Origin of the sequence: Azoarcus sp. DD4 (assembly GCF_006496635.1) — a bacterium.
GTDB lineage: Bacteria > Pseudomonadota > Gammaproteobacteria > Burkholderiales > Rhodocyclaceae > Azoarcus.
Window position 1 is genome coordinate 3,365,832 of sequence record NZ_CP022958.1, and the last position, 14,731, is coordinate 3,380,562.

Genomic DNA, 14,731 nt, shown 5'->3' on the forward strand with positions numbered 1-14,731 from the left:
TCCGCCGCTCTCGCTGGCCATCTCGTCGCTCGCCACACAATTGCATGCATACAATACATGCACAATTGACGTGCGCACTCAGCCGGTCCGCGCACAGTCGCTGTGCGTCAACAACGCCATGCGTTGCCGGACTTTCGCTACGCCGAACGACGAGCTGATCGCACTTTCCCTTGCCATCACTGTGCTTTATTGTATGCATACAATATTGCATCATTGATGGCACATCGATTGCTAAATTGATCCTGCGCACCGCGGCGGATCATCCGGCAACCGACCTCGCCCCCCTCCGCGGCGCGCATTCGATCCCAACTGAACAAAGGAACCGACATGCCCGCTGTGACCCTGCCCCCCCATGCCGCCGGTGATTTCTTCGTCGATTACGAAGAGAAAGTGTTCGAGGACGTCAAGGCCGAACCCGGCCAGAAGGCGCTGGTGACCTTCCACACCGTCGCCTTCGAAGGCTCAATCGGCCTGGTCAACCTGCTGCAGGCCACCCGCCTGCTGCGCAAGGGTTTCGACACCACCATCCTGCTCTACGGCCCGGGCGTGACCCTGGGCGTGCAGCGCGGCTTTCCGCGCATCGGCGACGAAGCCTTCCCCGGCCACCTGGCAATGAACAAGCAGATCGCCAAGTTCATCGAGGAAGGCGGCAAGGTCTATGCGTGCCGCTTCGCGCTGCAGGCGCTCTACGGCCACGGCGAACCGGCGCTGATCCCCGGCATCCGCCCGATCAGCCCGCTCGACGTGATGGACATCCAGCTGCTCGCCAAGCGCGACAACGCCTTCGTCGTCAACACCTGGACGCTCTAAGCGCCGCCGCGAGGAGATGAGCATGACGACCCCGCGTATCGTCCGCGTCGCCGCGGTGCAGATGGCGCCCGACCTGGAATCCGCAGACGGCACGGTGGACAAAGTCTGCCGCGCCATCCTGGAAGCCGGTGAGAAAGGCGCGCGCATGGTGGTCTTCCCCGAGACCTTCGTGCCCTACTACCCCTACTTCTCCTTCATCCAGCCGGCGGTGACGATGGGCGCCGCCCACCTCGAGCTCTACGAGCGCGCGGTGACGGTGCCCGGCCCGGTCACCCTGGCCGTGGGCGAAGCGGCGCGGCGGGCGGGCGCGGTCGTCGTGCTCGGCGTCAACGAACGCGACCACGGCTCGCTCTACAACACCCAGCTGATCTTCGACGAGACCGGCGCGCTGGTACTCAAGCGCCGCAAGATCACCCCGACCTACCACGAGCGCATGGTGTGGGGCCAAGGCGACGGCAGCGGCCTCAAGGTGGTGGAAACCGGCATCGGCCGCATCGGCGCGCTCGCCTGCTGGGAGCACTACAACCCGCTCGCTCGCTACACCCTGATGGCGCAGCACGAGGAAATCCACGCCGCGCAGTTCCCCGGCTCGATGGTCGGCCAGATCTTCGCCGACCAGATGGCGGTGACCATCCGCCACCACGCGCTGGAATCCGGCTGCTTCGTGGTGAACGCCACCGGCTGGCTGACCGACGCGCAGATCGAGTCCATCACCCCCGACCCGGCGATGCAGCGCGCGCTGCGCGGCGGCTGCCACACCGCCATCGTGTCGCCGGAAGGCAATTACGTCTGCGAACCGCTCACCGAGGGCGAAGGCATGCTGGTGGCCGACCTCGACATGCGGCTGGTCACCAAGCGCAAGCGGATGATGGATTCGGTCGGCCACTACGCGCGGCCGGAACTGCTGTCGCTGCACGCCGACCTCGCCCCCAAGCCGGCGCTGCACACGCAGCTGGCTGCGTCCCTCCCTTTCCCTTCTCAGGCAGGAGCCGACCATGTCGACGACGACCGCATTGCGCCCGCAACAGCTGATCTCTGAACTGCAGAGCCACGGCTTCCGCCTGGAAGGCGTGCCGTCCGAGATCCACAGCCGGCGCGGCGGCGCCGGGCCGTCGGACCACGCCACCGTGCTGATCGACGGCCGTCCGGTGATGATCCCCATCCACACCGGCCGCGCGCTCAATTCGCCCTATCTTGCCTCGCCGCCGGACACCGACGGCGCGGCGACGATCAAGCGCGACGGCCAGCATGTGGCGCGCATCGCCTTCGCCCGCCAGCCGCGCTTCTACCGGCTGCAGACGCTGGACGGCGTGCCCTACAGCCACATCGCCACGCTGCACAGCACCGACGTGCTCGCCACCACCGTGCTGCAGACCTGCACCCGCTACCAGAGCCGCACGAAGAGCTGCCAGTTCTGCAGCATCGGCCAGTCGCTCGCCGCCGGCCGCACCGTCGCCCGCAAGACGCCGGAACAGCTGGCCGAGGTCGCCCGCGCCGCGGTGCTGCTCGACGGCGTGCGCCACATGGTGATGACCACCGGCACCCCGCCCACGCCCGACCGCGGCGCCCGCATCATGTGCGAAAGCGCCGAGGCCATCCGCGCCGCGGTCGATCTGCCGCTGCAGGCCCAGTTCGAGCCGCCCGACGACTTCGCCTGGTTCCGCCGTGTGCGCGATGCCGGCGTCGATACCCTGGGCATGCACCTGGAAGTGGTCACCCCGGCGCTGCGCCAGCGCATCATGCCGGGCAAGGCGGCGATCCCGGTGGAACGTTACGACGAAGCCTTCGCCGCTGCGGTGGAGGTGTTCGGCCGCGGCCAGGTCTCCACCTACATCCTCGCCGGCCTCGGCGACAGCCGCGACGCCATCCTGGACACCTGCCGGCGGCTGGTGGACATCGGCGTCTATCCCTTCGTCGTGCCCTTCGTACCCATCTCCGGCACGCCGCTGGAAGACCACCCGACGCCCAGCGCCGCCTTCATGGATTCGGTGCTCGCCCCGCTCGCCGACATGCTCTACGAGGGCGGCCTGTCCGCCCGCGCGATGAAGGCCGGCTGCGGCAAGTGCGGCGCCTGCTCGGCGCTGTCGAGCTACGAGGCCGCACGATGAACGCCCCCTTGCCGCTCGCGGCCCGGTTGCAGCTGCCGCGTCACTACCTCGTCACCCACGCCGATGCGGGCACCCGCGCCGCCGCGCTGCAGCTGCGCCGCGCGGTGTTCTGCGACGAACAGGGCCTGTTCGCCGGCGACGATGCCGACGCCATCGACGGCCACGCCATCACGCTGGTCGCCCGCCCGCTGCCGGACGACGGCGGCGCGCCCGGCCCGGTGGTCGGCACGGTGCGCATCCATCGCCTCGAACCCGGCGTCTGGCAAGGCTCGCGGTTGGCGGTGGCGGCGGATTTCCGCCGTATCGGCGCGATCGGCGGCGCCCTCATCCAGCTCGCGGTGCGCAGCGCCAACACCCTGGGCTGCACGCGCTTCATCGCCCAGGTGCAGGAGCGCAACGTCACGCTGTTCGAGCGCCTGCACTGGGCGAGCGTCGCCGCCATCGCGCTGCACGGCCAGCCGCACAGGCTGATGGAAGCCGACCTCGCCCACTACCCGGCCTTCGCGGCCGGCGAGGCGATGCAGGTCCAACTGCGGCGGGGGCGCTGAGCATGGCCGCCACCCCACTCCAGCAACTCGTCGCCGAACTGCGCGCACACAAGGGCATCGCCCACAAGCGCGACATCGACGGCGTGCTGGCCGCCCTCGGCACGGCGGCGCTGCCCGGCGCCGACGCCTGGCTAGGCGACGACTGCGCCGCGATCCCGCACGGCGATGGCCACCTGCTGTTCGCCATCGAAGGCTTCATCAACGCCTTCGTCGCCCACGACCCCTGGTTCGCCGGCTGGTGCGGGGTCATGGTGAATCTCTCGGACATCGCCGCAATGGGCGGCCGCCCGCTGGCGGTGGTTGATGCGCTGTGGAGCGACGGCCACCAGCAGGCGCAGGCAGTGATGGCCGGCATGACGGCGGCGGCGCAGGCCTACGGCGTACCCATCGTCGGCGGCCACAGCAACACCCGCACCGCGCAGGCCCAGCTGGCGGTGGCGGTGCTCGGCGAAGCCAGGCACCTGCTCAGCAGCTTCGCCGCGCGGCCGGGCGATGTGCTGGTCGCCGCCATCGACCTGCGCGGCAGCTACCGCGAGCCCTTCGACAACTGGTGCGCCGCCCTCGACGCGCCACCGCAGCGCCTGCGCGACGACCTCGCCCTGCTGCCGGCCATCGCCGAAGCCGGGCTGGCGCATGCCGCCAAGGACATCAGCCAGGCCGGCCTGCTCGGCACCGCGCTGATGCTGATCGAATGTTCCGGGGTCGGCGCCCGCATCGCGCTCGACAGCGTGCCGCGCCCGGCCGGCGTCGACCTCGCGCGCTGGCTGCGCAGCTTCCCCAGCTTCGGCTACCTGCTCGCCTGCCGGCCGCAGCAGGCGGACGAGCTGATCGCGCGCTTCCACGCCCGCGACATCGCCGCCGCCGCCATCGGCGAAATCACCGCGGGCAGCCGGCTGGAGGTCGGCTTGGGCGAGGAGCGCGCAGTGTTCTGGGATCTCGCAGACGAACCCTTGATGGGCATCGCGCCCAACGCCGGAACGGAGGCGCGCCATGCTGCCTGAACGTCCGCTGCGCATCGCGCTGCTCACCCATTCGATCAACCCGCGCGGCGGCGTGGTCCATTGCCTGGAACTGGCCGAGGCGCTCACCGCGCTCGGCCATGCGGTGACGGTGCATGCCCCCGGCCCGGCCGGCGCGCGCTTCTTTCGCGCCACCCGTTGCGAAACCCGGCTGATCCCGGAAGCCGCGCCCCCCGCCGGCCTGCGCGGGCTGGTCGAAGCGCGCATCGCGACCTTCGTGGAATGGTTTTCCCGGCCGGGTCATGCGGATTTCGACGTCTTTCACGCCCACGACGGCATCGGCGCCAACGCGCTGCTGGAACTGCGGCAACGCGGCCTCATCCCCGGCTACGTCCGCACGGTGCACCACCTCGACGCGAGCTATGGCGACGCCGCGGTGGATGCGCTCGAAGCCCGCTCCATCCTTGGCGCCGACCGCCTGCTGTGCGTCAGCCCGACTTGGCAGCAGCAGCTGCGCGACCGCTTCGGTCTCGCCGCCGACATCGTCGGCAACGGCGTCGATACCGCGCGCTTCACGCCGCTTGCCAGCGCGGCGGACGCGGCGCTGAAGGCCCGCCTCGGCCTGGGCACCGGCCCGATCTTCCTCGCCGTCGGCGGCATCGAAGCGCGCAAGAACACCGTCGCCACCCTGCGCGCCTTCGCCCGCCTGCGCCACATCTTGATCGACGCCCAGCTGGTGATCGCCGGCGGCGCCAGCCTGCTCGACCACGGCGCCTACCGCCGCCAGTTCGACGCCGCGCTGGCGGACGAGGGCCTGGCCACCGGCCCGGGAGAACCCGTGGTGCTCGCCGGCGTGCTCGCCGACGACGAGATGCCGGCGCTCTACCGCATCGCTGACGCGCTGGTGTTCGCCTCGCTGGTGGAAGGCTTTGGCCTCGCCATCGTCGAAGCCATGGCCAGCGGCACCCCGGTGGCGGTGTCGCGCCTCGCCCCCTTCACCGATTTCCTCGGCACCAACGACTGCCTGTGGGCCGATCCGGCCGACCCGGAATCCATTGCCCGCGCGATGTGCCACGCGCTGATGCCCGGCACCCGCGCCCGCCTCGTCGCCGCCGGCCACGCGGTGGCAAAGCACCACGACTGGCCCGGCTGCGCCCGCGCACACCTGGCCGCCTACACCGATCTGCTCAACGCCCTACCCCGAACGGAGTTCGACCATGCCTGAAATGTACTTCCACGTGCGCTGGCCCGACGGCCAGGAAGAGAACTGCTACTCGCCCTCGCTGGTGATCGGCGACTACCTCGCCCCCGGCCAGAGCTACCCGGTGGCGGAATTCGTCTCCCGCTGCGAACAGGCGCTGACCGTGGCCAGCGAACGGGTGCGGGAGAAGTACGGCTTCTACTGCTCCAGCGCCATGGACCAGCTCGGCCGCATCCGCGAACGCGCCCGCGACTTCGAATCCACGCCGGACGGCAGCGTCGCCGTCCAGGCCTTCAAACCGGGCGCGCGCTGAGCACTGCCCTTCCTCACACGCATCCACCATCGCATCATGCAGGAGCCCTCCATGAACACCCTCTTCCCGCAATCCACCCAGCTGCTGTCGCGCTCGCACTACCCTGTCATCGTCGTCGGCGGTGGCCAGGCCGGGCTTTCCATCAGCTACTGCCTGCAGCAGCACGGCATTGAGCACATCGTGTTCGAGAAGAACCGCGTCGCCCATTCCTGGCGCAACGACCGCTGGGACACCTTCTGCCTGGTCACCCCCAACTGGCAGTGCCGCCTGCCCGACTTCCCCTACCAGGGCGACGATCCGCAGGGCTTCATGCTCAAGGACCAGATCGCCGAATACGTCGAAGCCTTCGCCCGCAAGACCGCGCCGCCCATCGTCGAAGGCGTGGGCGTGCAGCATGTGGTGCGCGGCAAGTCGGGCCGGCTGGAGGTGACGACCAGCGCCGGCCAGTTCAGCACCGATCACATCGTGGTCGCCACCGGCGGCTACGACATCCCCATCGTGCCGGCCTACGCGGCCAGCCTGCCGGCGCACATCAAGCAGATCCACTCGGTGGACTACCGCAATCCACAGTCGCTGCCGGAAGGCGAGGTGCTGGTGGTCGGGTCGGGGCAATCCGGCGTGCAGATCATGGAAGACCTGCACCTGGCCAGCCGCAAGGTGCATCTGTGCGTTGGCCCGGCGCCGCGCTCGCCGCGCGTGTACCGCGGCCGCGAGGCCACCGAGTGGCTGATGGACATGGGCTACTACGAACTCACCATCGACCGCCATCCGCTCGGCGAGAAGGCGCGCGAGAAGACCAACCACTACATGACCGGCCGCGATGGTGGCCACGAGATCGACCTGCGCAAGTTCGCGCTGGAGGGCGTGAAGCTCTACGGCAGCATGGCCGGCATCCAGGGCGGCCGCCTCGAATTCCTGCCCGACCTGACGCAGAACCTCGACGACGCCGACGAGGTGTATGTGAGCATCCGCCGCGACATCGACAAGTACATCGCCGCCAAGGGCATCGACGCGCCGGAAGAAGCGCCCTTCGAGAAGGCATGGGCGCCGGAGTCCGATCCGCTGGCGCTCGACTGCGACGCCACCGGCATCACCAGCATCGTGTGGGCGATCGGCTTCCGCCCCGACTACCGCTGGATCGAACTGCCCGCCTTCGACGGCCGCGGCAACCCGAAATACACCCGCGGCGTGTCGCCGGTGCCGGGGCTGTATTTCCTGGGGCTGCCGTGGCTGAACACCTGGGGCTCCGGGCGCTTCCTGGGCGTGGCGGACGATGCGCGCCATCTGGCGGAGGTGATCGGCAAACGGCTGGCCGGCGCCGACGACGGCGCAGGCGATGCTCCTCAGGCCGCCGTCGCCTGATCCACCCAGCCACCGGAGACAGCAGCATGTCCGACGCTACCCTGTTCGCACCGCGCCCGCTCGCGCCACCCGCCCCGCTCGCAGCGATGCCGCCCGGCCGCTACCGCGTCGGCATGCCGCAGCTCGGCCTCAACGGTTTGTCCGAAAGCTGGCTGCTGGCCGAATGCGGTGATCGCCATTGGCAGCTGCTCGCCCAGGCCTGCGGTCTGCCGATCTCGCAGCTGCGCGATGCGCGCCAGCGCCGGGTGTATCCCGCCTTCCGCTCGGTGCGGCTGCGCCAGGCCGAGCTGGATGCGGTGCAGGAGAACGACGTGGTGGAGATCGCCAGCAGCCTCGGCCGCGTCAGCCGCACCCAGTTCTACAGCAAGCATGTGGTGTCGGTCGGCCACGGCCTGCGCGCGGTGGTGGACATGCTGTCGGTGTTCGTCGCGCGCGAGACCGCCGGCGTGAACAGCTCGGCGGTACGCAGCGCGGTGGCCGGTTTCGACGCGGTGCCGGCGCTGGAGGAAGGCGAGCGCTTCGCCGCGCACAACCGCGCCTGGCTGCAGGCGCGGCGCGAACAGGACGCCGCGCGCGGCCGCCCCGGCCACAGCTACGCACCGCAGCTGATCCGCCCCTGCCCTTCGGTGCATTTCAACGGCGCCGGCTTCCTCTACTTCGCCCGCTTCCACGAACTCGTCGATCAGGCGGAAGCGGCCTGGTTCGGCCCGGCGGCGGCGCCCTGCGTCACCACCGAGCGCCACACGCTCTACCACGGCAATGCCGACGTCGGCTGCGCGCTCAACCTGCAGCTGTGCGAGTTCGAGCGCCACGGCGCGGTGCTCCACCACCACGTCCAGATCGTGCGCAACGACGACCACCGGGTGATCGCCGACATCACCACCCGGCGCCGGCTGCGGCGCGAAGCGCGTGGTTTTCTCGAAACCCTGTTCGAAAAGGCCGGTTGAGCGCGGAGAGCCTCAGCCGCTGCCGAGCGCGGCCGCCAGCGCCAGCGCGGTTTCCGCCAGCGCGGCATCGTAGCCGCCGACCTGCGCCGCCACGGTCAGCCCTTCGCCGAGCAGGAAGAGCTGGCGGGCGGCCGCTTGCGGTTCCGCCAGACCGGCCTCCACGCAGATGCGGTCGAGATAGTCGCGGATCGCCTGCTTGTGCGCGGCGGCGACGGCATGCGCTTCGTCGCTCACCGCCGGGTATTCGGCGGCAGCGTTGATGAAGGCGCAGCCGTGGAAGTCCGGCTCCTGCGTCCACGCGAGGATGAAGTCGATGTAGGCGGCGGGCCGCTGCGCCAGCGGTTGCGCTTCGACGTGGGCGCGCATGCGCGCCATGAAAAGCGCGTCGCGGTGTTCCAGCGCCGCCCGCACCAGCGCTTCCTTGGTGGGGAAGTAGCGGTACAGCGTGCGCTTGGTGACCTCCCCTTCCCGACTCAGCTGATCCACCCCGGTGGCGTGGAAACCCTGGCGGTAGAAGAGCTGCATGGCGCTGTCGACCAGCTGTTCCTGCTTGTTCATGGCGATTCCGGCGGCAGATGACGCCCCGAGTATGGCCGCGGAAGGCACCGAAGTAAACCGATCGGTAGACAAAAGTACACCGAACGGTTTACCTTGATACACAGATCGGTCTACTTCCCTTGGCCCCGACCGCTCACTGCCATCCACCGGAGATGTCCATGTCCCGTCTTGCCCGCCTCGTCCACTCCTCCGCTCCTGCCGCGCCCTCGCCCGCCTTCGTGCTCACCTCGATGTTGGGCGCCATCGTCGCCATCGCGCTTACCGGCTGGCTCACCCAGCTGTCCGGCTATCCGTGGCAGATGGCGCCCTTCGGCGCAAGCTGCGTGCTCGCCTTCGGCCTGCCCGACAGCCCGCTGGCGCAGCCGCGCAGCATCGTCGGCGGCCACCTCGTCGCCAGCCTGGTCGGGCTGGTGGTGCTCCACACCCTGGGCGACGGCTGGCTGGCGGCGGGCATCGCGGTCGGCGTGGCGCTGGCGCTGATGCAGCTCACCCGCACGGTGCACGCGCCCGCCGGCGCCGATCCGCTGGTGGTGCTGGCCAGCCATGCCGGCGCGGATTTCCTGCTGACGCCGGTGCTGGCCGGCTCGGTCACCATCGTGCTGGTGGCGCTGGCCGCCAACAATCTGCGCCAGCGCGGCAGCTATCCGCGCTACTGGCGCTGACCACGGCGGCAGAGCAACGCCGGTTGGCGACGTCGTTGTGCTGGCGGCGGTCAGTGCGCGTCAGCGTCCAGCCGGCTTGTCGAATGCGTATCGCACGCCGATCCACGCTGCGCGTGGGGCACCCGGCGCCACCAGCGCGGAGAACTCGTCGTCGCCGCCCATGAAGGTCCCGTCGGCCTCGAAGAAGGTTTCACCCAGCATGCCGCCTGTGTGGTACTTCTTGTCGAACAGGTTGTTGACCTTGGCGAACAGCTGCCAGCCGGTGTTGCCGAAGTTGTAACGGGTATCCAGATTCACAACGGCATAGCCGGCCACCTTGCCGCCTGCGCCGCGATGATCGTTGTTCTCGTTACCGTGGGAATACTGGCTGGAGAACGCAACGACATTGGCACCGATGGTCCACTGCGGCAGCGCCTGCCATTCGCCGCGCACCTTGAACTGATGGCGCGGAATGCCGGGGAGGCGATCGCCCTTGCTGACGAAAATCGTATCCCCGTCGCCATCGGAATCGGTATCCACCGCACTGGAATTGACCTCATTGGCGATCGAGAAATTGGACTGGTAGGTCGCCTTGATGTAGCTGTATCCGGCAAACCAGCGGAACGTGCCCATCTCGCCATTCAGGCCAAGATCCACCCCTTCCCGCCGCGTCTTGCCGACGTTGGAGAAGTAGCCGGCGCCGGTGGAATTGGCGGCAATGAACTGGATGTCGTCGGTGTTTTCGGTGCGGTACAGGCTGGCGCTATAGCCGATCCCGTTCGCGATCTTGCCGCGCACGCCGCCTTCGAAGGTTTTCGACACCACCATGTCGAGCGGCGGGTCGCCGGCCATGGCGTTGGGCAGCTTGCACGGCTGGTCCGGATTGGCGCAGCCCAGTTCGATGGCGGTCGGCGCGCGACTGCCTTCGTTATAGCTGGCGTAGAACGACAGGTTCTTGCTCGGCGTGATCGCCAGGCCGATTGCCGGATTGAAGCGGCGGAAACTGTGGTCGCCGGTCAGCGATTCGGGATTGCTGCGGTCCGGGATCAGCTGGTCGCGGTTCTCCACCCGGGTATGGTTGTAGCGGCCGGACACGGTCAGGTGATAGACACTGTTGAACGAGAAGGTATCGGTCGCGAATACGCTCCAGGTCCGGTTGACCCCGCGCAGCTCCACCTCGCCCTCGTCACCGAACACGCCGATGCCGTCGACGCCGCGCCCGGCGTTGATGGTGCCGAACTCAGTGGTCTGTTCGAAATCGGTCCGGCTGTGCTCATAGCCTAGTCCGACGATGAACAGATTCTGGTGACCCAGCAAGTCCTGGTTGAAATTGATCTGCCCGGTGACCCCGTAGCCGACGCGCCGTGACTTGCTGCGATTGAGCGCACCGCTACAGGAGATCTCGGCGTCGTCCTCGTCGGCTCCGCCGACGCACTCGGACAGATCGAAATCGGCGTCATCCGGATCGATATCGTCGTTAGCGTCGCCGTTCAGGGTGCGCGTACGCGCGTTACGGTAGTAGGCATTGGCACTGAGCATGGTGGCGTCGTTGAGCCAGTGGCTGCCGTTGAAATTCAAGAACGCGAGCTTGTTCTCGGTCTGGTCCGGCTTGGTGTTGATTGCATCCCACCCTTGGGCGCTCAGGAATTCCCGCTGCACCAGGCCGTTGCCGATGAGGTCGTTATCGGCCAGCGACAGGGTCATGCTTAGATCGGTGGTGGCGTTCCGCCAGCCCAGCTGACCGAACACCTGACGTACTTCGGAGGGCGACGCGTCGCGCCAGCCATCCTCGTCGAAATAGTTGCCGGCGATGAAGTAGTCCACGCCGTTGGCCGCCACGCCGCCGAATTCGGCCTGGGCGTTGTAACGGCCCCAGGAGCCGCCGGAAACTTCCACGGCACCGCCCCGATGGGTGTAGCCGCGCTTGGTCTGCATCGAAATGGCGCCGCCCAGGGTATTGAGACCGAACAGCGGATTGGAGCCCGGCATCATCGACATGTTGGCCAGCGCGTTGACCGGGATCAGATCCCAGCTCACCACGTCGCCAAACGGCTCGTTGATGCGCACGCCGTCCTGGTACACCGACAGGCCCTGCGGGGTGCCGAGCAGCGGCGAGGCGGTGAAGCCGCGGAAATTCACGTTGGGCTGGAACGGATTGTTCTGGGTTTCGTTGACGTTCACCCCGGTCATGTTCTGCGCCATGTAATCGGCGACGGTAAGACTGCGCTGGTCTTCGAGGGCCTGGCCCTTGACCGTCTGCACGTTGGCCGGGACCTGTTCGATCGGCAGACCGATACCGGGAAGAGGCGTGGTGCCGATGACCTCGACCGCTGGCAACTGGATCGTCGGCTCCGCCCCCACAGCGCCCCCCTGATACGCCGCCAGCACAGCCAGCGCCAACAGGCGCGGGCGAAGACCTGCGGTCCGGTTCCCCGCAGTGAATTGCAGTCTCATCGTATTTGTCTCGAAGAATTATTTGAGTAATGGCCCGCCGATTTTCCCGGATTGCCGGCGGGAAAACCCGGGAAATTCTCCCGACGTTGAGATGGTCCGCATGCGGGGAACGAGACCGCCAAAGGCCTCCCTGCGTCACGCCGCGCCGCCACCGCTCACGTTCGCGCTCCGCTGTACTGGAAGTCGACCTGTAGCGGGCACGGCGTCGGCGCAGCCAGGAACACGCCTGGGCTCCTGCCTCAGGCGTCGGCGCGCGTACCGCTCAACAAGCCCCAGATCCTGTCCACCATCGGATTCGCATTCTCCGCCGCGCGGTGCAGCCGCACCTCCAGCGTGCAGCTCCACTGCGCCGGGCCGGCCGGCACCAGGCGGCCGTCGGCCACGTCGCGGCCGACGCAGCTTTCCGGCAGCCAGCCCAGGCCGTGGCCTTCCAGCACCATGGCTTTCAAGGCCTCGGACATGTGGGTGTCGAAAGAACGGTCGAAGTGGCAGCGCTCGGCCGCGCTCAGCAGGATCATCTCCACCACGTGGCCAAGGTAGGTGCCGCTGGAATACGCCAGGAAAGGCACTGCCGCCTCTGCCCGGCCGGGCAGCTTGTAGCGCGGCCGGCCGTCGGCGCGCGGTGCCGAAAACGGCAGCATGCGGTCGGTGGCGAGCGTGATGTGGGGAAAGCGCACCGGGTCCAGCAGCACCGGCAGCTGCGGATGGTGGTAGATGATGAGCAGGTCGGTGGCGCCTTCGATCAGCGCGCTCGCGCCTTCCGGCACATTCACTGCGCCGACGCGCGCCACCACATGGCCGAGCGCTTCCTTGAGACCGCTCAGCCAGCGCGGAAAGAAGGTCAGCGACAGGGTGTGCGCCACCGAGAAGCGCACCGTATCCACCGTGCCCGGCGACTGGCCGCGCAGCACGGTGCGCATGTCGTAGGTGCGGCGCAGGGTGTCGGCGGCGAAGCCGCGGAAGATGCGGCCGGCGGCGGTCAGCTGCACGCCCTGCGCGCGGCGGTCGATCAGCTCCACCCCCAGCCAGTCCTCCAGCGCCTGGATGTGGCGGCTGAATGTCGGCTGCGACACGTTGCGCCGCTCCGCCGCACGCGAAAAGGCACGCGCATCGGTGAGCGTGAGGAAGTCTTCCAGCCATTTGATCTGCACATTGTTCTCCTCGCCGCGGGCTGTCGCGGCCATTGCCAGGCACCCGCATCGACACGCATCGGCGCGCATGCCCCCGCGCCGGCGCGGGCCCGGGCGTCCGCGCCCGCCGCTGCGGGGTGAGGCAGTATCGCAAAACCCCGGCACCCGCCCAATCCGTCGTGTGCGCTGCGCCTGTCCGCGCCGCCCCCCTTGCAACTGTCGACCGCAGCCCACATTTGTGCAAACCGGCAGCGGCCGCCCCCGATTGCCGGTTACCATCCCCGCCTTCCCCTTACTCGCAGCCCCCGAATGCAAAAAGACCTCGCCGACAAGCCGCGCTACGCCGTTGCAGCCTCCGTCCAACTCCCCAACGTGAGCGATGCCGAGTTCGAAGCCTCGCTCACCGAGCTGCGCGAGCTGGCGAAAACGCTCGGCTACCAGGTGGTCCACACCTTCGTGCAGAAGCGCGGCGGCTTCGACACCACCGGCTACCTCGGCGTGGGCAAACGGCAGGAAATCCGCGACTTCGTCAGCGCCCAGGCCGGCTTCGAGGCCGCGCCGCACGCCACCGTGCCGCGCTACGGCGAAATCGAGGCGTTGCTGGTCGATCATGAAATCTCGCCCTCGCAGGCGCGCAACCTGGAGCTGGAAACCGGCTGCGAGGTGATGGACCGCACCATGGTCATCCTCGAGATCTTCCACCGCAACGCGCGCTCGCGCGCCGCCAAGGCGCAGGTGGAAATCGCCCGCCTCGGCTACATGGCGCCGCGCCTGCGCGAGGCCGCCAAGCTCGCCGGGCCGCAGGGGCGCCAGCGCAGCGGCGTGGGCGGCCGTGGCGCCGGCGAATCGCACACCGAACTCGACCGCCGCAAGATCCGCGACCGCATCGCCGAACTGCAGCTGGAAATCGTCGCCATGGAAGCCGAGCGCAAGACCCAGCGCGCCCGCCGCCAGGGCCGCCAGAGCCTCGCCAACGTCGCGCTGGTCGGCTACACCAACGCCGGCAAATCCACGCTGATGCGCGCGCTCACCGGCAGCGAGGTGCTGGTCGCCAACAAGCTCTTCGCCACGCTGGACACCACCGTCCGCACCCTCTACCCCGAAAGCGTGCCGCGCGTGCTCGTCAGCGACACCGTCGGCTTCATCAAGAACCTGCCGCACGGCCTGGTCGCCTCGTTCAAATCCACCCTGGACGAAGCGCTGGACGCCGCCCTGCTGCTCCACGTCATCGACGCCAGCGACCCCGGCTTCGAACGCCAGCTCGAAGTCACCGACAAGGTGCTGGAAGAAATCGACGCCCAGGACATCCCGCGCATCCGCGTCTTCAACAAGATCGACCACGTCGGCGACGCCGAGGTGCAGGCCGAATGCGAAGCCGCGCTGCGCGCCAAATACCCCGACTGCATCGTCATGAGCGCCCGCCGGCCGGATGAGGTGGCCAAGCTACGGCAGACCATCGTGGCCTTCTTCCAGCGCGATCTCGTCGAGGCCGAATTACTGCTGCCGTGGTCGGCGCAGCAATTGCGGAAGGAGATCTACGCGAATTGCGAGGTGCTGGAGGAAAGGGCGGAGGATGAGGGGGCGGTGTTCCGGTTGAGGGGGGAACAAGAAGTCGTCGAGAAATTGCGGGAGCGGTTTCTCTTGGTGGATTGAACTCCGGCCGTCTGTAAATCGGCCAGAGCGGACTTTTTACGTTGCTG

At 68.4% G+C, this 14,731-nt stretch carries 14 protein-coding genes; 11 read left to right on the forward strand and 3 right to left on the reverse strand.

Annotated features, from left to right (window positions below):
• Nucleotides 1–327: 327 nt before the first annotated feature.
• Genes CJ010_RS15525 through CJ010_RS15565 form a run of 9 tightly spaced genes read left to right on the forward strand, consistent with a single transcriptional unit; the run spans nt 328 to nt 8,248 of the window.
• Nucleotides 328–810 (forward strand): MSMEG_0572/Sll0783 family nitrogen starvation response protein, encoded by a 483-nt coding sequence (locus CJ010_RS15525; protein WP_141018879.1) that lies wholly within the window; start codon nt 328–330, stop codon nt 808–810.
• 22 nt (nt 811–832) lie between these two features.
• Nucleotides 833–1,849 (forward strand): Nit6803 family nitrilase, encoded by a 1,017-nt coding sequence (locus CJ010_RS15530; RefSeq protein ID WP_141018880.1) that lies wholly within the window; start codon nt 833–835, stop codon nt 1,847–1,849.
• Complete coding sequence (locus tag CJ010_RS15535) at nt 1,806–2,918, forward strand: MSMEG_0568 family radical SAM protein (RefSeq protein ID WP_141018881.1); 1,113 nt, start codon at nt 1,806–1,808, stop codon at nt 2,916–2,918. The genes CJ010_RS15530 and CJ010_RS15535 overlap by 44 nt, the downstream gene beginning before the upstream one ends.
• The gene (locus tag CJ010_RS15540) at nt 2,915–3,466 is read left to right on the forward strand and encodes an MSMEG_0567/Sll0786 family nitrogen starvation N-acetyltransferase (protein ID WP_141018882.1); all 552 of its coding nucleotides are present in this window, start codon (nt 2,915–2,917) and stop codon (nt 3,464–3,466) included. Before CJ010_RS15535 ends, CJ010_RS15540 begins: the two co-directional genes overlap by 4 nt.
• Nucleotides 3,467–3,468: 2 nt before the next feature.
• Nucleotides 3,469–4,467 carry a sll0787 family AIR synthase-like protein gene (locus tag CJ010_RS15545; protein WP_141018883.1) on the forward strand — a complete coding sequence of 333 codons (999 nt, stop codon included), beginning with the start codon at nt 3,469–3,471 and terminating at the stop codon, nt 4,465–4,467.
• Nucleotides 4,457–5,650, forward strand: coding sequence for an MSMEG_0565 family glycosyltransferase (locus CJ010_RS15550; protein ID WP_141018884.1), 1,194 nt, complete (start codon nt 4,457–4,459; stop codon nt 5,648–5,650). Before CJ010_RS15545 ends, CJ010_RS15550 begins: the two co-directional genes overlap by 11 nt.
• Nucleotides 5,643–5,939: an MSMEG_0570 family nitrogen starvation response protein gene (locus CJ010_RS15555; RefSeq protein ID WP_141018885.1), complete on the forward strand. Its 297-nt coding sequence runs from the start codon at nt 5,643–5,645 to the stop codon at nt 5,937–5,939. The genes CJ010_RS15550 and CJ010_RS15555 overlap by 8 nt, the downstream gene beginning before the upstream one ends.
• 51 nt (nt 5,940–5,990) lie before the next feature.
• Nucleotides 5,991–7,301: an MSMEG_0569 family flavin-dependent oxidoreductase gene (locus CJ010_RS15560; protein WP_141018886.1), complete on the forward strand. Its 1,311-nt coding sequence runs from the start codon at nt 5,991–5,993 to the stop codon at nt 7,299–7,301.
• Nucleotides 7,302–7,327: 26 nt separating this feature from the next.
• Nucleotides 7,328–8,248, forward strand: coding sequence for a Pnap_2097 family protein (locus CJ010_RS15565; RefSeq protein ID WP_141018887.1), 921 nt, complete (start codon nt 7,328–7,330; stop codon nt 8,246–8,248).
• A gap of 12 nt (nt 8,249–8,260) precedes the next feature.
• On the opposite strand, the gene CJ010_RS15570 is transcribed toward CJ010_RS15565, so the two are convergent.
• Nucleotides 8,261–8,806 carry a TetR/AcrR family transcriptional regulator gene (locus CJ010_RS15570; RefSeq protein WP_141018888.1) on the reverse strand — a complete coding sequence of 182 codons (546 nt, stop codon included), beginning with the start codon at nt 8,804–8,806 and terminating at the stop codon, nt 8,261–8,263.
• 158 nt (nt 8,807–8,964) lie between these two features.
• Between CJ010_RS15570 and CJ010_RS15575 the strand changes: the two genes are divergently transcribed.
• Complete coding sequence (locus CJ010_RS15575) at nt 8,965–9,468, forward strand: HPP family protein (RefSeq protein WP_141018889.1); 504 nt, start codon at nt 8,965–8,967, stop codon at nt 9,466–9,468.
• Nucleotides 9,469–9,528: 60 nt separating this feature from the next.
• Here CJ010_RS15575 and CJ010_RS15580 read toward each other — a convergent pair whose 3' ends face one another.
• Together CJ010_RS15580 and CJ010_RS15585 are read right to left on the reverse strand one after the other, a co-directional pair.
• Nucleotides 9,529–11,901 (reverse strand): TonB-dependent receptor, encoded by a 2,373-nt coding sequence (locus CJ010_RS15580; protein WP_141018890.1) that lies wholly within the window; start codon nt 11,899–11,901, stop codon nt 9,529–9,531.
• 239 nt (nt 11,902–12,140) lie between these two features.
• Entirely contained in the window at nt 12,141–13,085 is a 945-nt protein-coding gene (locus CJ010_RS15585; RefSeq protein WP_240794378.1) for a LysR family transcriptional regulator, read from the reverse strand.
• Between the two features lie 255 nt (nt 13,086–13,340).
• Between CJ010_RS15585 and hflX the strand changes: the two genes are divergently transcribed.
• Nucleotides 13,341–14,684: a GTPase HflX gene (gene hflX, locus CJ010_RS15590; RefSeq protein WP_141018891.1), complete on the forward strand. Its 1,344-nt coding sequence runs from the start codon at nt 13,341–13,343 to the stop codon at nt 14,682–14,684.
• Nucleotides 14,685–14,731: the final 47 nt, after the last annotated feature.